The organism is Mesorhizobium sp. WSM4820 (assembly GCF_055811075.1).
Genome location: NZ_JBVVQN010000005.1, coordinates 308716 through 331538, shown reverse-complemented (window position 1 = coordinate 331538; position 22823 = coordinate 308716). Strand labels below are relative to the sequence as shown.

At 63.9% G+C, this 22823-nt stretch carries 19 protein-coding genes and 1 pseudogene; 5 read left to right on the top strand and 15 right to left on the bottom strand.

Going from position 1 to position 22823, the window contains the following annotated elements:
• Nucleotides 1-85: 85 nt before the first annotated feature.
• Nucleotides 86-1150, bottom strand: coding sequence for a class II fructose-bisphosphate aldolase (gene fba / locus AC0L2R_RS11415; protein ID WP_473508901.1), 1065 nt, complete (start codon nucleotides 1148-1150; stop codon nucleotides 86-88).
• Nucleotides 1151-1441: 291 nt separating this feature from the next.
• Here fba and AC0L2R_RS11410 point away from each other — a divergent pair, with 291 nt between their 5' ends.
• The 3 genes from AC0L2R_RS11410 to derI all read left to right on the top strand — a co-directional run bounded on the left by AC0L2R_RS11410 (nucleotide 1442) and on the right by derI (nucleotide 3764).
• Nucleotides 1442-2209 (top strand): DeoR/GlpR family DNA-binding transcription regulator, encoded by a 768-nt coding sequence (locus AC0L2R_RS11410; protein WP_473508900.1) that lies wholly within the window; start codon nucleotides 1442-1444, stop codon nucleotides 2207-2209.
• 80 nt (nucleotides 2210-2289) lie between these two features.
• Entirely contained in the window at nucleotides 2290-3075 is a 786-nt protein-coding gene (locus tag AC0L2R_RS11405; RefSeq protein WP_287073374.1) for a triose-phosphate isomerase, read from the top strand.
• Nucleotides 3076-3320: 245 nt separating this feature from the next.
• Complete coding sequence (derI, locus tag AC0L2R_RS11400) at nucleotides 3321-3764, top strand: D-erythrulose-4-phosphate isomerase (protein ID WP_128179734.1); 444 nt, start codon at nucleotides 3321-3323, stop codon at nucleotides 3762-3764.
• A gap of 113 nt (nucleotides 3765-3877) precedes the next feature.
• Here derI and dhaL read toward each other — a convergent pair whose 3' ends face one another.
• From dhaL to oiaX, 8 genes are all read right to left on the bottom strand, one after another.
• On the bottom strand, nucleotides 3878-4516 hold the full coding sequence (dhaL, locus tag AC0L2R_RS11395) for a dihydroxyacetone kinase subunit DhaL (protein WP_473508898.1): 639 nt from the start codon (nucleotides 4514-4516) through the stop codon (nucleotides 3878-3880).
• 12 nt (nucleotides 4517-4528) lie between these two features.
• Complete coding sequence (locus tag AC0L2R_RS11390; protein ID WP_091599882.1) at nucleotides 4529-5536, bottom strand: dihydroxyacetone kinase subunit DhaK; 1008 nt, start codon at nucleotides 5534-5536, stop codon at nucleotides 4529-4531.
• A gap of 173 nt (nucleotides 5537-5709) precedes the next feature.
• Nucleotides 5710-7995, bottom strand: a complete 2286-nt coding sequence (locus AC0L2R_RS11385; RefSeq protein ID WP_473508972.1) for a xanthine dehydrogenase family protein molybdopterin-binding subunit — start codon at nucleotides 7993-7995, stop codon at nucleotides 5710-5712.
• Nucleotides 7996-8004: 9 nt separating this feature from the next.
• A complete protein-coding gene (locus AC0L2R_RS11380) occupies nucleotides 8005-8991 on the bottom strand; it encodes an FAD binding domain-containing protein (protein ID WP_473508896.1) in 987 nt (328 codons plus the stop codon).
• Nucleotides 8992-8994: 3 nt separating this feature from the next.
• On the bottom strand, nucleotides 8995-9654 hold the full coding sequence (locus tag AC0L2R_RS11375; protein WP_473508895.1) for a 2Fe-2S iron-sulfur cluster-binding protein: 660 nt from the start codon (nucleotides 9652-9654) through the stop codon (nucleotides 8995-8997).
• A gap of 90 nt (nucleotides 9655-9744) precedes the next feature.
• Complete coding sequence (locus AC0L2R_RS11370; RefSeq protein WP_473508893.1) at nucleotides 9745-10629, bottom strand: helix-turn-helix domain-containing protein; 885 nt, start codon at nucleotides 10627-10629, stop codon at nucleotides 9745-9747.
• Between the two features lie 168 nt (nucleotides 10630-10797).
• Nucleotides 10798-12132: a four-carbon acid sugar kinase family protein gene (locus AC0L2R_RS11365; protein WP_473508892.1), complete on the bottom strand. Its 1335-nt coding sequence runs from the start codon at nucleotides 12130-12132 to the stop codon at nucleotides 10798-10800.
• 4 nt (nucleotides 12133-12136) lie between these two features.
• On the bottom strand, nucleotides 12137-13387 hold the full coding sequence (gene oiaX / locus AC0L2R_RS11360) for a 3-oxo-isoapionate-4-phosphate decarboxylase OiaX (RefSeq protein ID WP_473508890.1): 1251 nt from the start codon (nucleotides 13385-13387) through the stop codon (nucleotides 12137-12139).
• 141 nt (nucleotides 13388-13528) lie between these two features.
• Between oiaX and AC0L2R_RS11355 the strand changes: the two genes are divergently transcribed.
• Nucleotides 13529-14242, top strand: a complete 714-nt coding sequence (locus AC0L2R_RS11355) for a transcriptional regulator NanR (protein ID WP_473508889.1) — start codon at nucleotides 13529-13531, stop codon at nucleotides 14240-14242.
• Between the two features lies 1 nt (nucleotide 14243).
• On the opposite strand, the gene apnL is transcribed toward AC0L2R_RS11355, so the two are convergent.
• The 6 genes from apnL to AC0L2R_RS11325 all read right to left on the bottom strand — a co-directional run bounded on the left by apnL (nucleotide 14244) and on the right by AC0L2R_RS11325 (nucleotide 21436).
• Entirely contained in the window at nucleotides 14244-16082 is a 1839-nt protein-coding gene (gene apnL / locus AC0L2R_RS11350; protein WP_473508887.1) for a D-apionate lactonase, read from the bottom strand.
• Nucleotides 16079-17113, bottom strand: coding sequence for a Gfo/Idh/MocA family protein (locus AC0L2R_RS11345; protein ID WP_473508886.1), 1035 nt, complete (start codon nucleotides 17111-17113; stop codon nucleotides 16079-16081). Before AC0L2R_RS11345 ends, apnL begins: the two co-directional genes overlap by 4 nt.
• 3 nt (nucleotides 17114-17116) lie before the next feature.
• Nucleotides 17117-18181, bottom strand: a complete 1065-nt coding sequence (locus AC0L2R_RS11340) for an ABC transporter permease (RefSeq protein WP_473508884.1) — start codon at nucleotides 18179-18181, stop codon at nucleotides 17117-17119.
• Entirely contained in the window at nucleotides 18174-19730 is a 1557-nt protein-coding gene (locus tag AC0L2R_RS11335) for a sugar ABC transporter ATP-binding protein (RefSeq protein ID WP_473508882.1), read from the bottom strand. The genes AC0L2R_RS11340 and AC0L2R_RS11335 overlap by 8 nt, the downstream gene beginning before the upstream one ends.
• Nucleotides 19727-20401: a DUF2291 family protein gene (locus AC0L2R_RS11330; RefSeq protein ID WP_473508881.1), complete on the bottom strand. Its 675-nt coding sequence runs from the start codon at nucleotides 20399-20401 to the stop codon at nucleotides 19727-19729. Before AC0L2R_RS11330 ends, AC0L2R_RS11335 begins: the two co-directional genes overlap by 4 nt.
• Nucleotides 20402-20494: 93 nt before the next feature.
• On the bottom strand, nucleotides 20495-21436 hold the full coding sequence (locus AC0L2R_RS11325; RefSeq protein WP_031255363.1) for a D-ribose ABC transporter substrate-binding protein: 942 nt from the start codon (nucleotides 21434-21436) through the stop codon (nucleotides 20495-20497).
• A 567-nt stretch (nucleotides 21437-22003) separates the two neighbouring features.
• Here AC0L2R_RS11325 and AC0L2R_RS11320 point away from each other — a divergent pair.
• Nucleotides 22004-22369: pseudogene (locus tag AC0L2R_RS11320) on the top strand (polysaccharide biosynthesis/export family protein); the annotation flags it as partial.
• Nucleotides 22370-22823 lie beyond the last annotated feature (454 nt).

The window sequence follows — 22823 nt, the reverse complement described above, 5'->3', positions numbered from 1 at the left end:
AGGAGATCGCCAGCGTTGGCGCTAAGCCTCTTCTCCCCAGGGGGAGAAGGTGGCCGCGAAGCGGCCGGATGAGGGGGAGCCTCACTCAGCCGAATTTCGGGTCGAGACTGCCCGACTTGTAGCGCTTGGCCATTTCCGAGACCGGCAGCGGCTTGATCCTGGGGGCGTTGCCGGCGGTGCCGAACTGCTCGAAGCGCTCCTTGCACAGCTTCCTCATCGCGGCCATTGCCGGCATCAGATATTTGCGCGGGTCGAACTCGCTCGGGTTCTCGGTCAGCACCTTGCGGATCGCGCCGGTCAGCGCCATGCGGTTGTCGGTGTCGATGTTGATCTTGCGCACACCGTGCTTGATGCCGCGCTGGATCTCCTCGACCGGCACGCCCCATGTCGGCTTCATCTGGCCGCCATATTTGTTGATGATCTCCTGCAGCTCTTCCGGCACCGAGGACGAGCCGTGCATGACCAGGTGCATGTTCGGCAGGCGGCGGTGGATCTCCTCGATCACGTTCATGGCGAGCACCGCGCCGTCCGGCTTGCGCGAGAACTTGTAGGCGCCGTGGCTGGTGCCCATTGCGACGGCCAGCGCATCGACATGCGTGTCCTTGACGAACTGCACCGCCTGCTCCGGATCGGTCAGCAGTTGGTCGTGGCTGACGGTGCCCTCGACGCCGTGGCCGTCTTCCTGTTCGCCGCCCCCCATCTCCAGGGATCCGAGAACGCCGATCTCGCCTTCCACCGACACGCCGCCCCAATGCGCCATGTCGACGACGCGTCGCGTGATGCCGGAATTATAGTCGTAATCGGCCGGCGACTTGCCGTCCTCCTTCAGCGATCCGTCCATCATCACCGAGGTGAAGCCGTACTGAATCGCGGTCACGCAGGTGGCTTCGTTGTTGCCATGGTCGAGATGCATGCAGACCGGGATATCGGGATGGATCTCGACCAGCGCGTCGATCAGCTTGGCCAGCACGACGTCGTTGGCATAGGCGCGGGCGCCGCGGCTCGCCTGCAGGATAACAGGCGATTTGGTCTCCTCGGCCGCCTCCATGATGGCAAGGCCCTGTTCCATATTGTTCATGTTGAAGGCAGGCACGCCATAGCCGTGTTCGGCGGCATGGTCGAGCAATTGTCTCAATGTGATGCGAGCCACCCAATGGTCTCCCGTATTTGGTTTCAAGCCTATGGTTTGCGAGCTGTCCGGTCGTCATTCAGCCCATTGATGCTTCTGGCCGGATTTCCGGAGAACCGCAACCTCTGGCCATGCCGGCGAGAGCAATTCTTGTTACAAGGCAGCGATCAGAAGCAACGAACATCCCAGGGAAACATAACACCATCACAAAAAATTTGGCATGCATGCGATTTTATCTGTTATAATAGCTTCTGTCAGCCGTTTCTGCCACGGCGGACGCGGCGACGCGAATTAAAGGAAACAGGCTGGACGATGAAGAGCGACGGCCGGCGGCAAGGCATCATGGATTTTCTGATGGACACCGGCACGGCCAGTGTCGATGACCTTGCCTCGCGCTTCGGCGTGTCGAAGATGACCGTCCATCGCGACCTCGACGAGCTCGAGGAAAGCGGCTTCCTGCGCAAGATACGCGGCGGCGCCTCGATTCAGCCGAGCGGCCTGTTCGAAAGTGATTTCCGCTACCGTCAGAAGCAGGCCGCCGAGGAGAAGCAGCGCCTGGCGGTTGCCGCCGTGGCTGTCATCGAACCGGGCCAGACGGTGATCATCGACGACGGCTCGACGGCGGGCGGCATTGCGCGCCACCTTGCGGATCTGCGCCCGCTGACCGTGATCTCCAACAATCTGGCCGTGATACAGGATCTGGCCGGCGTTGCCGGTATCACCCTGATCGCGCTCGGCGGCCAGTACAGCAAGAAATTCCACGGTTTCTTCGGCCTGCTTGCCGAGGACACGCTGAGATCGTTGCGCGCCGATGTCGCCTTCCTGTCGTCGTCCGCCATCCACGGCGTTTCCGCCTTCCACCAGGACCAGGAAGTGGTCCATACCAAGCGGTTGATGATGGCCGCGGCCGCCCGCAAATATCTGCTGGTCGATCACGGCAAGTTCGGCCGCACCGCCCTGCATTTCCTGACCGATCTCAAGGCGTTCGACGCCGTCTTCACCGGTCGAGAACTGGGACCGCTGATGCGCGAGGCGCTGGATGGCGCCGGCGTTTCGCTGACACTGGTCGAGAAGGACTAGACCATGATCCCGAAAAGTGGGAACCGGTTTTCGGAAAAGATCATGGTCAAAGAAGATAGAGCCCCATCCCGCCTCGCGGGATGGAACAGGCTCTAGAAGGAGGACGCGTGGCTTACTGGGTCGGCACAAGCTGGAAAATGAACAAGACGCTTGCAGAAGCGACTGACTTTGCCAGGGCGCTGGCGGGGTTCGTCCCCGGTTTCGACGACCGTATCCAGCCCTTCGTCATCCCGCCCTTCACGGCGGTCCGCGAGGTCAAGAAAGCGCTGGCATCGACGCGGATCAAGGTCGGTGCCCAGAACATGCACTGGGCCGACGCCGGCGCCTGGACCGGCGAGATCTCGCCGGTGATGCTGACGGACTGCGGGCTCGATCTCGTCGAGCTCGGCCATAGCGAACGGCGCGAGCATTTCGGCGAGACCGACAATACGGTTGGTCTCAAGACCGCAGCGGCGGTGAAGCACGGGTTGGTGCCGCTCATTTGCGTCGGCGAGACATTGGCGCAACGCAACAGCGGCCAGGCCGATGCGGTGCTGGCCTTGCAGGTGCACGGCGCGCTGCAATACCTCGAAGGCCAGGCCAAGGCGGCGACGATCCTGTTTGCTTACGAACCGGTCTGGGCGATCGGCGACAAGGGCATTCCGGCAAGTGCCGACTACGCCGACAGGCAGCAGGCGCTGATCAAGAAGATCGCCGGCGATCTTCTGCCGGCCATGCCGCCGGTGCTTTATGGCGGCAGCGTCAATCCGCAAAATGCCGCCGAGCTGATCGGCCAGCCGCATATCGACGGGCTGTTCATCGGTCGCTCCGCCTGGCAGGCGGAAGGCTATATCGACATCCTCGAACGCGCCTCGGCGGCGATCTAGAGCATGATCCCGAAAAGTGGAATCCGGTTTTCGGAAAAGATCATGCTCAAACAAAAGATAGCATGATCCCGAAAAGTGGAATCCGGTTTTCGGAAAAGATCATGCTCAAGCAAGAGATAGCATGATCCCGAAAAGTGGAATCCGGTTTTCGGAAAAGATCATGCCCAACAAAAGTTAGAGCCCCATCCCGATGCCATCGGGATGGAACAGGCTCCAGAGCAATCGAACAGGAAAGGACAGAAAAAATGAAAATAGCCATTGGGGCCGACAGCGCCGGCAAGCCGCTGCTCGACGTCATTGCCGCTCACCTGGCCACCAAACCCGGCCTCACCGTCAGCGACCTCAGCCAGGCCGGCTACTATGCCGACCTGTCGCAGCAACTCGCCCAGACCATCCTCGACGGCGAAAACGATCGCGGCATCTTGTTTTGCGGCACCGGCATCGGCGTTTCCATCTCGGCCAACAAGGTGCCCGGCATTCGCGCCGCACTCACCCATGACACCTATTCGGCGGAGCGCGCGGCGAAATCCAACAATGCCCAGATCATCACCATGGGCGCCCGCGTTATCGGCCCGGAACTGGCCAAGTCGATCGTCGATGCCTGGCTCGCATCGGAGTTCGACGAAAACGGGCCATCGGCCGGCAATGTCCAGGCGATCGACAGGCTCGACGCGGCGAAGCTGGGCTAATGCATGTCGCCCAAAAGCATGCCCTCGGGCGTGAACCGAGGGTGCGCAGCGGTTTTGGGATAACGACCATGTATAAAACAGGAGCTTAAGCACGTCGCATTCATGCGATGCGCTTAAGCCAGGCTTTTTCGCATCGCGCCGATAACGGTGACCGCCGACGCCGCGCCGGGGTCGATGTGTCCGAGCGACCGCTCGCCGAGCCGCGACGAGCGGCCCTTCGCGGCGATCATATCCTTGGTCGCCTCGGCGCCCCGTTCGGCTGCTTCGAGGGCGGCTGCCAGGCTTTCGGACAGGGTCTTGCCGGCGGCACGGGCAGCGGCCGCGGCTTGCGCCGCCGGCAGCCAGGCGTCGACCATCGTCTTCTCGCCGATCTCCGCCTTGCCGCGATCCTGGATGCCTTGCGCCATCGCCTGGAACAGGGCGACGACATCGGTGCCCGCCAAGGTCGCCTTGCCCTTGACGGCAGCCGCACCACGCATGAAGGCCGTCGCGTAGAGCGGGCCCGACGAGGCGCCGACGGCGTTGAGGAACGACTTCGCCGCAGTGTTGAGGAGAACAGTCGGCTCGGTTGCCGTGAGCTCCAGCGGCGCCAGCGCATCGCGCACCGCCCCAAAACCGAGCGTCATGGCGATGCCATGATCGGCGTCGCCGATGACCCCGTCGAGCTGACAGAGCCTGTCCTTGTCGGCTTCGATCGCCACCGCGATCGCATCGAACATTCTTTTCAGATCGGCTGCATCGATGGATGTCATGGATGCATCCTTTCAGCCGGCGCGGAACATGGCGCAGTCGCAAGGATGGTCGAGCATCGTCTGCAATTCGGCGTCGAGATGCATCAGCGTCACCGAGGCGCCGGCCATTTCGAGCGAGGTGCAATAATTGCCGACCCAGGTCGCGTGAACTGACACGCCGATGTCATCGAGCCGCTGCTTGACGCGCCGGTTCATGATGTAGAGCTCCATCAGCGGCGTCGAGCCGAGCGAATTGATGAGCACGGCGACCTTGTCGCCGCGTGCCGGCGCCATCTCGTCGACGATCTTGTCCAGCATCTCGTCGGTGATCTCGTCGGCGGTTTTCAATTTTCCGCGGGCGATGCCCGGCTCGCCATGGATGCCCATGCCGATCTCCATCTCATCCGGTCCGATCTCAAAATTCGGCCGGCGGGTCTGCGGCAGCGAACAGGGCGACAGCGCCACGCCCATGGTGAAGGTGTGATCATTGGCCTTCCTGGCGATACGCTCGCATTCGTCGAATGACAGCATCCGCTCGCAGGCGGCACCAGCGGCCTTGAAGATGAAGAAATTGCCGGCGACACCACGGCGCTTTTGCCTCTGGTCGCGCGGCGCCGATGCCACGTCGTCGGTGGTCAGCACGGTGCGCACTTCGATGTCATCCATCGCCGCCATCTCTGCAGCCATGTCGAAGTTCATCACGTCGCCGGCATAGTTGCCATACATGAACAGCACGCCGGCGCCGCCGCTGGCCGCCTTGGCGCATTCAAGGATCGGGTCCGGCGGCGGCGAGGCAAAGACATTGCCGATCGCCGCCGCGTCGGCCAGCCCCTTGCCGACGAAACCGAGGAAGGTCGGCTCGTGACCGGAGCCGCCGCCGATGACGAGGCCGACCTTGCCCTGGCGAGGTCCATCGCGGGCGATGATCGAGCGTGGGCTGCCCTCCATGCTTTTGAGATGGCGGGGATGCGCGGCCAGAATGCCTTCCAGCATCTCGTCGACAGTGCGGTTGCCGTCGTTGATGATCTTCTTGGTCTGCACCGGCAGCCTCCCGATTTCGGTAATTTCGCAGATAGTACAGCGTGTTACCGGAATTTCCACCCGGGGAGGGAGATTTCACGCGGCAATATGTTCCGGCGCGGCCAGTACCTGCACGCAGGGATTGGCCGCCGCTTGGTCCTTGAGCTTGAAATGCCCTAACAAGACTTGCCGCGTCAAATGGCGATCACCGGCAAGGCAGGCAGCAGCTTGTCCAGGGTGATGGGAAAGTCACGCACCCGCACGCCGGTCGCGTTATAGATGGCGTTGGCAACAGCTGCCCCCGCACCGCAGACGCCGAGTTCGCCGATCCCCTTCGCGCCGAATGGATTGGCCTTGTCGTCATGTTCCTCGAGGAAGACGACCTCCATCTCCGGGACGTCGCCGTTGATCGGGACGTGATACTCGGCAAGATCGTGATTGACGAAGTGGCCGTAGCGCCGGTCGAGCACCGTCTGCTCCATCAGCGCCGCACCGATTCCCCAAGTCATGCCGCCGATAATTTGCGAGCGCGCCGTCTTGGGGTTGAGGATACGGCCAGCGCCCATCACCGCCAGCATCCGGCGCATGCGGATCTCACCGGTATCGCAATCGACAGCGACCTCGGCGAAATGCGCGCCATAGGAATGCTGCGAGTAAGCCTTGTATGACGGGGTGGCTGCGCCGGCGGCTACGGAACCCTCGGCCTCGAACCCGTCGGGAGCGATCCGCCGGACGACGTCGGCCAGGCTTGCCGAACGCTGGCCAAGCCTGACCTCGCCGTCGGCAAAGCTCGCTTCGGTGGCGCCAGCGCCGCGCAACGGCGAGGCTTCGCTCGACCGCGCCGCCTGCAGTATCCGTTCCCTAAGGGCGTTGCAGGCGTTGTGCAGCGCCGACCCTGCACTTGCCGCGCCCCAGGACCCGCCGGAGCCGGCGGTACGCGGGAAGCGGCTGTCGCCAAGCTCCACTTTGACGGACGAGATCGGCACGCCGAGGCTGTCCGCGGCGATCTGGGTCAGGATCGTATAGGTGCCGGTCCCGATATCGGTCATGTCGAGCCGCGCCGTCACCCGACCGTCGCGGTCGATCGCAACCCGCGCCGTCGCCGCGCCGATGTAGTTCGGACGGATCGCCGCCGCCATGCCGTAGCCGATGAGCTTGCGGCCCTCTCGGGCGCGGCCCGGCGTCGGGTTTCTTCGCTGCCAACCGAAACGGCGGGCGCCTTCCTCCATGCAGGCGACGAGGTTGCGGGTGGAGAACGGCACGCCGCGCTCGGGATCCTGGGCCGGTTCATTGCGGATCCTGAGTTCGATCGGGTCCAGTCCGAGCCGCTCGGCGAGTTCATCCATGGCGCATTCGAAGGCCAGCATGCCGGGGGCTTCGCCGGGCGAGCGCATCCATTCGCCGCGGTTGATATCCAGCGGGACCAGGCGATGGCGGGTGACACGGTTCGGCGCCGCATAGAGCGAGCGGGCAAAAACTGCCGTTTGCTCGCAGTACTCCTCGAAGCTGGACGTTGCCGACCAGACGTCGTGCGCGATCCCGGTGAGCCGCCCGTCGGTGCCCGTGCTGAGACGTACCTGTTGGATCATCTCTGCGCGATGACCGGCATTGGCGAACATCTGTTGTCGCGTCAGCGCGATCTTGACGGGACGCTGCAGGACCTTTGCGGCAAGCGCGGCCAGGATCGTATCGGCATGGGCAATCAGCTTGGAGCCGAAGCCGCCGCCGATGAACGGGCTGATGATGCGCACACGCTCGGGCGGGATGCGGAGCGTGCTGGCGACCCCTGCCCGGAAATTCGCCAAGGTCTGCGCCGATGTATGGATCGTCAGCTCGTTGCCTGACCAGGCGGCGAGCGTCGCATGGGGCTCCATCGGATTGTGATGTTCGAAGGGCGTCCGGTAAGTGGCATCGACCTTGACCGGAGCTGCGGCAAAGGCGCTCTCGAAGTCGCCGATCACGCTGTCGGTCTCGAAGCCGGCATTGGTCCGCTTTGGTGCGTAGGCGTCGGCCACATGCGCCGGTAGATCGTAGAGGCCCGGCTCCTCGTCGTAGCGCACTTTGATGAGGCCGGCGGCAGCACGTGCCGCCTCGAACGTCTCCGCAACGACCAGCGCGACGGGCTCGTCGTAATAGCGCACCCGCTCGCTGTTGAGCGCGGGCCGGGCGCGCGTGAAGACCTCCGGCACCGTCGGCGTGACCGCCGGGCCGAAATCCGGCTGGGCCGGCGCATTCCGGTGCGTCATGACGAGCAGCACTGCCGGCGCCCGTTCGGCTTCGGCCGTGTCGATCTCGGCAATGCGCCCCTTGGCGACGGCAGCGCCGAGAATATAGCCAAAGGCTGTACCCTCCAGCGTATTCTCGTAGGCGTAGGTGGCATCGCCTCTCACCTTGAGCGGACCATCGATGCGATCGAATGGACGCCCGATGATGCCGCTGCGTGTTTCGCGAGGACGGTTTGAGGTCTTCGTCTCTGTCATCATGTCACCTCATGCACTCTCGGCGGCAGCAGCGAGCGTGTGCCGCATCGTCCGTTTCGCCAGCGGGATCTTGAAATCATTGCCGCCATATCCGACGGCTCCGGCGAGCGCGGCTTCGGCCGCGTCAGTAAAGGCGCCGTCGGACGCCGCCGCTCCAGCGAGGGTGCGCTCTGCCTCCGTCGCGCGCCAAGGCTTGGCGGCCACGCCGCCCATGGCGATCCGAGCGCTTTGGATACGATCGCCGCTTTTCTCAACGACTGCCGCCACCGATACCAGCGCGAAGGCGTAGGAGGCACGGTCGCGCACCTTGCGGTAAACCTGCCGGCCGGGCGGTGGCGGCGGCAGGGTGACGGCGGCGATCATCTCGCCGTGGTCGAGCACGGTTTCCACATGCGGCGTCGCCTCAGGCAATCGATGGAGATCGCCAATCGGGATCGTGCGGGTCCCGCCGCCGGGCGATATGGTCTCGATCCTGGCGTCGAGCCCGGCCATGGCGACCGCCATGTCGGAGGGATGGACCGCGATGCAGGCCTGGCTGGCGCCGAGCACGGCGTGCATGCGATTGAAGCCCTGCAGCGCCGCGCAGCCCGAACCTTGCTCGCGCTTGTTGCAAGGCATGTTGCGGTCGTAGAAATAGGGGCAGCGCGTGCGCTGTAGGAGATTGCCGCTGGTCGAGGCCTTGTTGCGTATCTGGCCGGACGCTCCCGCCAGCAGCGCTTGCGTGAGCATCGGATAGCGCGATCTCACCCGCGGATCGGCGGCAAGATCGCTGTTGCGGACCTGGGCGCCGACCCGAAGCCCGCCTGCCGCCGTCTCCTCGATCCGATCGAGCGGCAGCCGGCTGATGTCGACGAGATGCGCAGGGCGCTCGATCTCGAGCTTCATCAGGTCGAGCAGGTTGGTGCCGCCGCTGATGAACTTGGCGTCCGGCCGCTCCGCGACCGCGGCGGCTGCCTGCTCGGCACTTGCCGCACGTTCATAGGTGAAGGACTGCATTGCTCACGCCCCCTCTGCCGCGTCGCGGATTGCAGCGACGATGTTCGGATAAGCGGCACAACGGCAGATGTTGCCGCTCATCCGCTCGCGGATCTCGGCATCGGTGAGAGCGACGGGAACCGCTGCCACGTCGGCGCTCGCATGGCTCGGCCAGCCGGCCTTGGCCTCGCCAAGCATAGCGACCGCCGAGCAGATCTGGCCCGGCGTGCAGTAGCCGCACTGGAAGCCGTCGCGGGCAACGAAGGCGGCCTGCACCGGATGCAGCCGGTCGCCCTCGGCCAAGCCCTCGACCGTGGTGATCTCGTCGCCTTCATGCATTGCGGCAAGCGTCAGGCAGGAATTGATCCGGCGCCCATCGACCAGCACTGTGCATGCGCCGCACTGGCCGTGGTCGCAGCCTTTCTTCGAGCCGGTGAGGCCGAGATGGTTGCGCAGCGCGTCGAGCAGCGTCGTCCGCGGGTCGAGTTCGACGGCAAAATCCTTCGCGTTGATCCGCAGCGATATCGGCATCGTTGGCGCCGGCGTCGGCGACGCCGCCGCCGCAACAGCGCCGGCCGGCTCCGCGTATACGGGTATACCTGTAGCCAGAAGCACGCCGGTCGCCACGCCGCCCTCCAGCACCGTTCGACGAGTCAGCCCGCTCGTTGTGTCTGTTTTGACCATGCATGATCTCCCTGTCGCAGTTCTGTCACCCATCGACCTTGCAGGTGGGGAGGCGCGCGACGGCTTTCTTTCAAGAAACCGGCGGCAATATCAGGATTCCGGAGAAGAATTCACCCGATAGGCCCGAGGCGTCATGCCCCTGAGACGCCGGAATGTCGTGGTGAAGTGGCTCTGGCTTGAAAAGCCGAGCCGAAAGGCAATGCTGCCGATCGACAAACTCGTTTCGCTCAGCAGTATCTCGGCTCGCCGCACGCGTTCCTCGATCACATAGGCATAGGGTGCAAGCCCGGTCGTCGCCTTGAATCGGCGCGCAAAACTGTCGACGGCCATATCAGCGACGGCAGCCAACTCGCTTAGCGAAACGTCGGCATTCATATGGGCATCGATGTAAGCCCGAACGCGCCCAAGCGCGCGACGGCTGAGACAGCCGTGACGCACTGACGGGTGTTGCTCCCGGTTCAGGGTGGCCACGCGGAGGCTGACCAGGGCGACCAGATGCTCGATATAGGCAGTGTCCGGCTTGTGGCCGAGTGCCATCTCGTCGCGAAGCGAACTCAGCAGCGTGGCGATCACCACGTCTTTCCTGTTCACCAGGATCGGCAGCTCTCTCAGGCGTTCGCAGCCAGGAAGCCTGATATCGGGATCGATCCACAGGGCTGAGTAGGAGAGGTCTACATCGCGATAGAAGCCGTGCCGCTCGGCGCCTGCGGGGACGAAGGTGAGGGCTCCGGGACGGTCCATTCCGTCGTACAGCGATTTTGCCTCGTGCCGGATAGATGTATGGGAAGTTCCGCCTTCTTCGGTCAGCACGATCAGATGATGAGGGGCTGTCCAGCGCAGTTCCGCCTCGCGGCACGCCCACCGCCGGTTGTCGAAAACGATCGAAGAGCTGGCCCATGACGCGGTTTGCAGGGGCTCCGACTTCTCCTCCTGGCTCCGAACCCGTCCGTCACCAAGCAATGGTCTGAATGACATCGCGGCATCCCGCTGGTTCATTCGCGGAGCCGTGATCCAGCCCCGCTTGAGCGTTTACGCCGCCCCGCCGCTGCGCGTACGGCGCCTTATGTGGGGCAGCTATCGTGTGTTGGTAACCGCGCCGTGTTCAAGAAGTCGTGAGATCAGGCAAATCCAGCGCGCCTGCTGTCACCCGCCGAGCCCATCGCGGATGGCGCAGAAATAGCGATCGGTACCGACTTGCCCGCCCTTGAGCGCAATCTCCAGTCCGTCGATCGCCTTGACGCGCGAGTGGGCGACGCAAAGCGGCGAGCCCGGCGAGGCGGGCAGCGGCATCCTGACCGTCAGCGCATCGACGCCCATCTGGCCGAGCGCATGGCTCGACGTATCGCCGCCGGCAATGACCACGCGCTGCAATTTTTGTTCGATCGTCAGCTCGCGAAGAAGTTCGCCGAGGCCGCGGCCAAGCTTGTGGCGGGCGCCTTCCTGCCGATCGATCTCGGCGCCCCGATCGGCTGTGGGGCCGAGGGCGGTGTAGAGGACGACGCTGCGACCGGCTTCGAGGCTGGCACGCCCGCTTGCTGCCGCGCGCGCAATCGCATCGCTGGAGGCCTCGGAAACCAGTTCGACAGGGTCCACCTCGACCCCGTCGAAACCGTCCGTCAAAGCATGCCGGATCTGTCGTTCCGTCGTCGGCGAGCAGCTGCCCGAGACCACTGCGATCCGGTCGGCCGTACCCGGCGGCGAAAAGCTGGGCTCGGCACGGACGGTCCGGTTGGCGGCCCATTCGGCCAGCAGCGCATATTCGATGCCCGAAGAGCCGACGACGAATGTGCCGCCCGGCCGGCGAACGCGCCATATCTCCTTGCCGGCAAGCGCCTGACTTTCCAGGCTGTCGACATCCAACAGCACGATGCTGGTGCCATCGCCGAGCAAGCGATCGAACGCTTCCGATCGGGACGCCGACTGCAGCGTCGCCAGATCCACCAGTCCCGAGGTGAGGTCCGTCTGGCGCGACAGATGGATCAGCAGGTCGGATTCATCCATTGGCGTGGTCGGGTGTCGGCTCATCACCGGGTGGCGGTCGATACGGAAATATTTGTCGCGGTAAGCAGCAAACAGATTGCCGAAGGCGGTGTAGCGCTTGAGCTGCGGCGCGCCGACCACCAGCGGCACGCTGTCCTGGCTAAAAACCGAGCGGCCGATCTCGATAGCCCGGCCGATGCTGCCGATCGCCGGGCTGGAATCGAAGGTCGAGCAGACCTTGTAGTGGCAGATCTCGGCGTTCAGGGTGTTCAGCCAGGCGAAGGCGCGGTTGAGGTGCATGTCCATCCACTGCGGCGTCTCGCTTCGGCTGGTGCCGGCCAGGCCGATGGCACGGCAATGCCCGAACTGCGAAAGCATGGCCTCGTCCGGCTGACGCATGAACAGCACGGTCGGCACGCCGCCGAGCTCGAGCGCCTCCATGACGTCGGTCGAGCCGGTGAGATCATCGCCATAATAGCTCAGAAGCAGGCTTTGCATGGCGTCAGGCCGCTTTGCCGTCGCCGAATTTCTCGATCGACCGCGCCAGTTCCGGGTGGCTCAGGGCGAAGTCCGCCAACGGTATGCCATCGACGGCCGCCTGCCAGGCTTGCTGCACGGCGCGTACGCCGGCGCCCGGTCCGTCAGGATGGCTGACGATGCCGCCGCCGCAGAGATAGAGAAGATCGACCGTTCGGCCGGTTCGCCGGTAGGTTTCGGAGGCTTGTCCACCCCATTGGCCGGAGCCGGCGACCGGCAGCGCGCAATCCTCCGGCGAAAAGATCGGCGTGGTCACCGCCTCGAAGGAACTGATGAAGGACCAGTCCGGCTCCCAGTATTTCGAGGCGATGCCGTTGATCTGGAACTGGTCGACGCCGAGCAGCCGCCAGAACTGCTGCCAGACCTTGAAGTCCATGCCCAGACCGGGGTGGCGGGTGAGGATATCCCAGCCGTTGCGGTGGGCATGGAGCACCAGGCTGGAGCGCTTTCTCAGGTAAGCCATGCCGCCGAACCCGACGGAATTGATGTTGACCACGGCGCAATTGCCGCCGGCCTTCGCCACCAGATCATGGTTGCGCATCATCTCGTCCGGGTCGGCGTGCGAGATGCCAAAGGCATACATCACCTTTTTGCCGGTTTTCTGCTCATGGTCGAGGACGAGCGGCATGATCGCCTTCACCCGTTCCGACAGCGGCGAATAGGCCGGGCTCATCAACTTCTCGTCGTCCTTGATGAAATCGACGCCGGCGTCGATCAGCTCACCGACCATTTCGGCCGTCTCGTGCGGGCGCAGCCCAAGCGCCGGCTTGACAATCGTTCCGATGATAGGGCGATCCCTGACGCCGGTCAGCCTGCGACTGCCGGCGACACCGAATTGCGGACCCGGATGCGCACCCCGGTATTCCTCCGGCAGCTTCATATCGACGACGCGAATGCCGGACAGGCCCTTGATCGAAAAGGCGCCGCCAATGGCGATGGTCATCAATGCCGAAAGATCGGTGCCGATGGCATCAAGCGGAAATGCGATGTCGACATCCGCCCGCTTGAAGGGCCCGTCGCCGGCTTCGGGAAGGGACGGGCGATCGGCGTCCGGCAGAGGCCGTATCGCCAATACGCGCGCCGCCACCCGGGCCTTGAGCTCCTCGGTCTCGCCGGCCAGCGCGACGAAGGTTCCGGTCGACTGGTCGCTGGCGATCTTGGCCGCCAGCGCCTCGATGCTGCCTGGGGTTTCGATGCGATAGGTGAGGGTGATCATAGTCCGAAAAAAGTTCCCTGATCCTCGAAATCTGGTATAATGAGTACATAAGTATTGCAAGCGATATCCTGCTCGGCCGAGCATTCCGAGATTCGTGATGACGATGCTAAACAGAACCGGTCAAGGGAGTGATTCGCGACGATGAACCGTTCGGAGCCGATCGTCCGGCGCAAACTTTCCGACGAAGTGTTTTTGCGACTGAAGCGCTTGATCACCAGCGGCGAATTGCAGCCGGGCGACGACATGCCGTCGGAGCGCGAGCTGATGGAGCGCTTCGCGGTCGGCAGGCCGGCGATCCGCGAGGCGATGCAGGCGTTGAGCAATATGGGGCTTGTCGCGATCTCGCATGGCGAGCGGGCGAAAGTGCTGCAACTGACCGCCAAGTCGATCATCAAGCAGGTCGACGGCGCCGCCAAGATCATCCTGGCGTCATCGAAGGACACGCTGGAGCACCTCAAGAATGCGCGCATCTTCTTCGAGCGCGGCATGGTCCGGGAAGCCGCCGAAAAGGCCACCGCCGAGGACGTGCAGCGTTTGCGGGCAACAATTGCCGAACAGCGCAGCTTTCGCGGCGATTCCGAAGCCTTCATATCCGCCGACATGAAGTTTCATACCCAGATCGCGGCGATATCCGGCAACCCGATCTATGTCGCGGTCAGCGAAGCAATGCTTGGCTGGTTGAAGGAATATCACACCGAAATGCTGATCTGGACCGGCAAGGAAAATTTCACGCTGCTCGAGCACGAAGAAATCATCAGGCGCATCGAGCAGAAGGACGCGGACGGCGCCGAGAAGGCGATGATCAAGCACCTCGAGCGCTCGCGCGCGCTCTACGTGATGAATTCCGGCAGCTGATTCACCCGATCCGGGTGATCGCGTAAGGTGTCATCACCAGGCGGCGTCGTTCGAACCCGGAAATATCAACCGTCACTTCGCTCGCCGCCAGGTTCGCCAGCCACATGATGGTCTGGCCCGCGGCAGAACGGCCGGCCAGCGTGAGCACCCGCGTCTCATCGCTCGTCCTCGCCGCCACCTGCCTGAAGCCGGCCAGTTCGCAAAGCCCCTGCACGGCCTGGAAGATCGGCCGGGGTTCACCTTCGCCGACAGGTTCCCCGGATGCCGCCAGCACGCCGAACGGTCCGCTGAAGCTGGACAGCGTGAGCATCTCCAGCCCGGCCGGCGCGACCCGCGCGCCATAGCCGATCGTCCATGCTGCCGCGAACAGCCCGGCATGGCGGGGATCCCGGTCGGCCATGGCGATGCGCTGATTGTGCGGGTTGGCCTTGGTCGCGCCGCCATAGGGGTTCTGCCGCATGGCGATGGTCGATGGGCCGATCCGGTAGGGTTTTGCTCCGAAGATCGCCCGCGCCGATTGGGTGATGAAAGGCAGTGCCTCCAGCGATTGCATGACGCTGAGATCGTCGGCGGCGTGCACGATCGGGCAGGTGCAGTGGCTGACGAAATCGAGCAGATCGGCGGGAACGCGCTTGCGGTTGAGTTCGGTGAAATAGCTGAACATGCCGCCGCCGAGGCGGATGTCGGGAAAGGCGCGGCGCGCCGCGGCATAGACATCTTCAAGCGGCGGACATTCAGACCATGCGCTGCCCGGCGGCGTCGACTGCCGGTCGACCGAAGGCGAGACGGCAATAGCCGAGAGTTTCAGCCCGGCCTGACGCACCATGCCGGCGACGCCTGGGAACTCGGCATCGAGATCGCCAACGCAGGAAACGACGCATTCGAGCGTGGTCTCGACCGGGAAGGCTGCGGCGAGCCGGGCAAAGGACCGCAAGGCGTCGAGGCCATGGCCCCGCGTTGGATCGTAATGGAACATCAGCTGCTGCGGGCCGAGCGCGGACAGTGTCGGCAGGTTTGCCAGCGCCGTCTCGACCTCGTCCGGATAGATGATCACGCCGATATCCGGCAGCAGCGGTCCGGTTTCGCCGAGTTCGACTCGGACCGGCTCGGCTGCTGCTGCGGCAGCCGGCACCCTGCCGACGCCGGTCACACGCAGCCTGATCGTCTGGCGCACAGTCTGGCCAGCGGGCAGCATGTAGGGCCAAGGCAGCGCCAGCGGCCGGACATAGGTCTTGTAGGACGCGTCCGACCAATTGCGCTGGTCCTCCATCTCGAACGCATCGCCTTCCATCCGGCATTCCGCGGTGACGCCGGGCCGGACCTCATGCGTGATCGCCCGCAGATCCTTGAAAGGCTGCCAAGGGTCGATCAGCTCAGGAAGTTTCGTTGCGACGACGCTGCCGTCGGTGTGCTCGACAGTGACCGGGCTGCCAGCCAGGCCGGCGATCGGGTGCAGGATGCAGAAGCCGCAGCGATTGGTCTCGAAAGCGTTTTCGGGAAGCGCGCTCACGTCGAAAACCAGCTGGCCGTCGGCGGAACCTTTGATCGTCGCGCGAAAGTCGAGCCGGCTTCCTCCCGGCCCGACACAGCTTGCCGAATAGCTGACAGTGAAAGTGTCGGCGCCCTGGTCGATGACCAAATCCGTCAGCGCCGGCTCGTAGGTGCCCCAGTCGCGATCCCTGACGATGTAGGCGATGGCGCGCAGCACCTCGATGCCGCCATGGCGGATGGTGCGCAGATTGCCGTTGACGAAGTCGGCGCTGAGCGCGCCGGCGCGCAAGCTGACTGGCTCGGTCTCGACCGCGTGTGTGCCATAGAGGAGGAAGGCATCCGCGGTCATCTCAGCAAAGCGTCGAGCTGCACCGGTTCACCGCTTGCAGCACCGGCATAGGCGGCCTCGACCAGCGCCAAGGTCCTAAGATTGTCGGCGCCCGAGGTTGCCGGCTCGGTCCCATTCGCCAGGCAGGCGACCCAGTGCTTTTGGATGGCGACGACGCTTTCCTGGATGTTGTGCCACGGCCGCGATGCCCAGGGCAGCAGCGGCGGCGAGACGTCGCTCACCGCCGTTCCGTTCCTGCCGGTGACGGTGAGCCGGTAATCCTGCTCGAGCCGGATCGTGCCGTCGCTGCCGTCGATCTCGACCAGCGTCTGCGGAAACGGCTCGGTCGCGAGCTTGGTCGCATAGCTGCAGTCGACCACGGACGTTGCACCGCTCTTGTGGTCCATCAGCATGGTAGCGACGTCCTCGCCGGCAATGTTGGGGTTGATGCGAGCGGTTCGGGTCGTGATCGTCGAAACGTCGCCCAGCAGGAAGCGGGCTATGTCGAGACTGTGGATGCCGAGGTCTTCGATGATGAAGCGCTTTCCCGTCGCCAGATAGGGCTGCCCGGAAAACACGTCATAGGCCGAGCGGAACGAGATCCGGCCGAAGAAGGGCGTGCCGATGTCGCCGCTGTCGAGCACCGCGCGCACCGCCTGGATCGGCGACTGCCAGCGAAAATTCTCATGCACCATCAACGCCACGCCGGCATCGCTGCATGCCTTCACCATGGCCTTGGCGTCGGCAAGCGTCGGCGCAAACGGTTTTTGGCAGATCGCCGGAACGCGGTTTTGTGCCGCCATCTCGACAAGCGAACGATGGCTCGGCGCGGTGGTGGCGATATCGACGAAATCCAGGCTTTCGCCGGCAAACAGTGCCGCCGCGTCTGTGTAGCGTCGCTCAATGCCGAACTGGTCGCCGAGCACCTTGAGCCGTTCCGGGTCGCGGTCGCAGATGGCGACGATCGAGGCGCTGTCGATGTCGCGCCAGGCATGCATCTGGTTGACGGCAAAGAAGCCGCAGCCGATCAGCGCTCCTCGCAGTTCCGCCACGGGTCAGCCCGCCTTTGCCATCTGCATCAGCGTCACCCGGCTCTGCAGCCGGCGCTGCGCCTGGTCGACGACGACGGCGACGATGATGACCAGGCCCTTGATCACCATCTGCCAGAACGAGCTCACCCCCATCATCACCAGCCCGTCGGAAAGGATGCCGATGACGAAGGCGCCGACGATTGTGCCGCCGATCGTGCCGCGGCCACCCGACATCGAGGTGCCGCCGAGCACAGCCGCGGCGATGGCGTTGAGCTCGAAGCTTTCGCCGGTCGCCGGATGCGAGGCCATCAGTTCGGACGAGATGATCAGCCCGACGACCGCCGCGCAGAAGCCGGAGAACATGTAGACGAACATCTTCACCATATTGACCCTGACGCCCGAAATCCGCGCCGCCCGTTCGTTGCCGCCGACGGCGAAGATGTGGCGGCCGAGCGGGGTGTATTTGGCGAGATAGGCCGCCCCAACTGCTACGAGGACAAGAATCCATATCGAGACCGGCAGGCCGAGCAGCCGGCCGGCGCCGAGGAAGCCGAACCCGGTCGTGCCCAGATCGGGCTTGCCGACGAGGTTCGGAAAGGTGCGACCATCCGACGACAGCAGCGCCAGGCCGCGTGCGACATAGAGCACGCCGAGCGTGGCGATGAACGGCGCGACATTCAGCCTGGTGATCAGCAATCCGTTGACGGCGCCGATCAATATACCGACCGCCAGCGTGATCAGTGCGATCTCGAAGACGTTGAAATAGATCGTGTAGCCGACCTGCAGGTCGATGCCGTTGAGCACGAGATAGCCGGCGACCATGCCGCACAGGCCGACAATCGAGCCGACCGAGAGGTCGATGCCGCCGGTGATGATGACGAAGGTCATGCCCATGGCGAGGAAGGCGTTCAGCGCGACGTGCTTCGACATCAGGATCAGGTTGGCGGCCGAAAGGAAATTCGGCGCCGCGATCGAGAAGAAGATCAGGACGGCGATCAGCGCAATGAACGTCCTCGCCTTCATCAGCGTCAGCAGCACGGAGCCGCTCGAGGCGGAGGCAACCGAAGCCTTGGCCGGGATGTCAGTCATGGGCGTGGCTCTCCATGTGCGGGACCGGCCCGTGGCCAAGCGCCGATGCGGCGACAAGTGAAGCCTCCGTCGCCTCAGCGCGATCGAACATGCCGGTCAGTTTTCCATTGCTCATCACCGCGATGCGGTCGGACAGCGCCATCACCTCGTCGAGATCGGAGGTGGCGAACAGGATGCCCAGCCCGTCGCGGGACAGTTTGCGCATGGTGCGAAAGACGTCGGCCTTGGCGCCGACGTCTATGCCGCGGCTTGGCTCATCCATCAGCAGCACCTTCGGTCCGGTGAGCAGCGCCTTGCCGATCACCACCTTCTGCTGGTTGCCGCCCGACAGCGACGAGACCTCCTGTGCCGGATCGGCGACCTTGATCGCCAGTTCCCGCACCATCTGCGTCACCGCCTGGTTCTCCTTGGCGCCGCCGATATGGAACACGCGGACAAACCGCGACAGGCTGGCCAGCGTCAGATTGCTGGCGACCGAGAGGATCGACACCAGCCCTTCGCGCTGGCGGTCCTCGGGGATCAGCGCCAGCCCGCGCCGGATGCGCCGCGTGGTGTCGCGTTCCCTGACCTTCTTGCCGGCAATGAAGATCGCCCCGGTGGCATGGCCGTGGCGCCCCATGATGCAGTCGAACAGCTCGCTGCGTCCGGCGCCCATCAGGCCGTATATGCCGAGGATCTCGCCGGCACGCAGCGACAGCGAGACATGATCGACCGCAAGCCCGCCGGTCACGCGCGGCAGGCAGATATCCTCGGCGCGGAAGATCTCTTCGCCCGGAACATGGCCGTCGGGCTTGGCGAAGTCCTTGGCGTCGGAGCCGATCATCTGCCGCACGATCCATTGCGTGTCGACGTTTTTCATCCTCTCCTGGCCGGTGATGCGGCCGTCGCGCAGCACGGTGATGTAGTCGCCGATGCGGATCAGCTCCTCGAGCCGGTGCGAGATGTAGACGATCGCCACGCCGCGCGCCTTGAGGTCGGCGATCACCTTGAACAGGATCTCGACTTCCGCCGCACTCAGCGCCGAGGTCGGTTCGTCCATGATCAGGATGCGCGCATCGAGCGAAACCGCCTTGGCGATCTCGACCAGTTGCTGCTGGCCGATGCGCAAATCCTCGACCAGCATGTCCGGCCGGATGCCGGCCTGCAGGCGCTCGAGAAATTCCGCCGCGCGGCGCTCCTGTTCCCGGCTGTCGATCTTGCGGAACCGGTTGGTGATCTCGCGGGTGGCGAAAATATTCTCGGCCACCGTCAGGTTGCCGAACAGGTTCAACTCCTGGAACACCATGCCGATGCCGCGGTTCACCGCGTCGCCGGATGAGGAGAAGGAAACCTCTTCGCCCTCCAGGAGAATGCGGCCGAGCGTCGGCTGTTCGACGCCGGCGATGATCTTCATCAGCGTCGATTTGCCGGCGCCGTTTTCGCCGACCAGCACGTTGACCGCGCCCTTGCGCACTTCGAAATTCGCGCGCTTGACCGCGACTGTCCCCGAATAGACCTTGGAGACGTCTTCCAGCTTCAGGATGACATCACGATCGCCGGCGGCAGTCATGGCTTCGGCCCCACCTCTGCCTCCGCCGGGGTCACCAGCGGCAGGTCCTGGCCGCTGCCCATGACATAAGCGCCGACGACCCTGGCGCCGCGGCCCTCCAGCGCTTCGCGCGGCAGCTTGGAGAGCACCGTCTTGTCGGCATGGATGTTGAACGCCTTGCCGAACTGGGCGAAGTCGATCTGATTGGTGAAATCGTTGAACTGGATGAAGTCGAGGCTGTCGCGCAGCGCGGTGCCACGCATCGCGGGTCCGATCTGCACCCGTGCATCCGCCTTGCCGTCACCGTCGGCATCGACATCCATGGTTGCCGCGCGTGATTGTGTGTTCGCCGCAATAATCTTGCCTTCGAGGCGAACCGCGAAGGTCCACGGCGAATTCGCCTGCTTCTTCGGATTGCCATACTTGGCGCCGGCAGCCGCAGGATCGGCTTTCGCCAGGGCGTGAACCTCGGGAAACGATCCGGCCTTCTGCTGGAGATACGGCAGCATTTTGGCAGCCCAGATATCGCCGACCATCTTGTCCGCATTGAAGGCCGGTGCATTGCCGCCATTTTCCGCGGACGGTGTCGGCAGGATCTTGCAGGCAGTCAGGCTGATGCCAAATATCACGGCAACGGTCCCCCAAGCGAGGGTCGACCAGGCAACGGTCGGCCAAGTCAGCTTTTTCAACATGTCGGCTTGTTCGGCATGGCGGTCAGGGCACCCGGGAAATGGAAGCAAGGGACGAGCCGGAAGCTCGTCCCTTGCGATTGATGTCACACCGGCTCAGTTGGTCAGCGCGAAGGTTTCCAGCTTGGCGGCATTGTCGCCATTGATCAGGACGCAGTCCATCAGCTGCTTTTCCTCGGCCGGAGACTTCTTGTTCTTGATGAAGTCGTTGGCCTGCTCGACCGCCATCTGCGCCTGCGCATAGGCCGGTTGCAGGACCGTGGCCTTGATGCCGCCAGAGGCGATCGAGTCGCGCACGTCATTCGATCCGTCGAAGCCGACGACGATGACGTCCTTGCGGCCGGCGGCGGCAAGGGCGGCATGGGCGCCCATCGCCATCGTATCGTTGCCGGAGATCACGCCCTTGATGTCCGGGTTGGCCTGGAGGATCGATTCCATCTTGGCATAGGCCTCGGTCTGGCTCCAGTTGGCCGATTGCTGCGCCACCATCTTCAGGTCCGGATAGTCGTCGATGACGTCGTGATAGCCCTTGGAGCGGATGCCGGCATTGGTGTCGGATTCCTTGCCGACCAGCTCGACGTAATTGCCTTTCTCGCCCATCAGCTTGACGAACTCCTGCGCGCCAAGCTGGGCGCCCTGGTAGTTGTTGGAGACGATCTGCGCGACGGCGACGCCGGTGGCGTTGATCTCGCGATCGATCAGGAACGACGGAACGCCCGCGTCCTTGGCCTTCTGCACGGCGGCGACCGAGGCGTCGGCGCCGGCATTGTCGAGGATGATCGCCTTGGCGCCGCGGCCGATCGCCGTGTCGATCAGCTCGGACTGCTTGTTGGCGTCGTCGTCATGGACCAGAACCAGCGTTTCATAGCCGAGTTCCTTGGCCTTGGCTTCCGCGCCGACGGCTTCGGCCTTGAAGAATGGGTTGTCGTGCGAGGGCGTGATGATGGCAATGAGATCCGCCGCATAGGCGGGTGCCGCGGTGCCCAGCGCCAGCATGCCGGCAAAAGCCGCAAATGTCATTCTGCGAGTGAGTTTCATGAATTTCCTCCCATTTGAAAAAGCCTGTGCTTCCGCGGCCCCGGCTGAAATGCATTCCAGTTTGTCAGGCGGATCGCGTCCGGTGTCGCGGATCGGGTCATTTGCCGGCTCACCCGGGGCGGATCATCCGGCTCGGTCCCGTCTTCAGCTTGCCCCTCCACCTGCCGCCTGCCCAATTTTCAGCCCGGCCCCGGCTGGCCAAAGCCAATCCAACAGCTAAGCCAACTGGTATAATGAGTCAACCACAAATTCAGATGATATGTATCTGATGAGCAGCAAGCGCCACCGGAGAGTCATCCCACCAAGAGCGATACTTCGTTCCCTACGATGCGCCTGCAGCTGGCCAGGTCAGAGAACCACCACCTTAAGCGGTACGATACGCGGGCGAGGGCGCAATAAGTAAGTAAGGAGGAGACATTCCTAAGCCTTATTCGGTGCTCAGCGCTACGCGCAGGCTTTGCTAGTATCGCCTACTGGTTGTGGAATTTCTCCGCGGCCCCAGCCTGCGCGCGGTTTTTCTAAAAAATCCGTTCGCGGCAAGGGTCGCGTTGCCGGTGAGGTTCAGCTATGACTTTTGTGCAGAGTTTCAGGCCGCCATCCTGCAGCCCCGCGCCAAGCTTTGCTGACCGACGGCATTCGGCTTCATTGCGTGGCATGTGCGGCAGGAGCTGCAGCGCCGTGCTGTGCCTCATTTCGTTGTGTATCATCCTGCTGCTGGGATCTGCGGCACACGGTCGGCCGCAGGCTGACGACAGACTTGCTCCGCGAGACACGATCGAACTGCACGTTTGGCAATGGACTGCCTTGCGTGATGGCGTTCTGGAGGCGCTGCAGCTCAACCATAGTTTCACCATCGACTCGACTGGCACGCTTGACCTTCCATTGATCGGGAGCATTGCCGCGGCAGGTCTGCGTGAGGAGGAATTGGCAAAGCTGATTTCCGATCGCTTGCAAGCCAGGAGCGGCCGTCAGGAACGGGCTGACATAACCGTCAAACTGATACAAAGTTCGCCCTCGGACCTCACAGCTTCGGTGGAGGTCAAACAAGAAGCGCCCGAACCGCCGGCGAACGCAGCCAGCGACGGCTCTTCGGCCGTGGCTTCGGAACGCGCCAGTGTCGAGAACGGCCAGGCCGAGGCGCAGCCGGGCGTGCGCGGCCCCCACACATCTCGGCAGCCTGCTGCGGAGCAGCAGCAAACTCTGCAAGGGGCATTGCTGAATGAGCTAGCCGCAGCTCGCATGGAAATTGCGGCAGCGCGCGCGGAAGCACTTGCGGCTCGCCGGACTGCTCGCAACGATGCCGCGCGACACAATCAGGACCTTGCGACGGCGCGTCAACGGGCTGACGCCTTGGTGCGGGAACTCGATGCGATGCGGACTGGCCGCG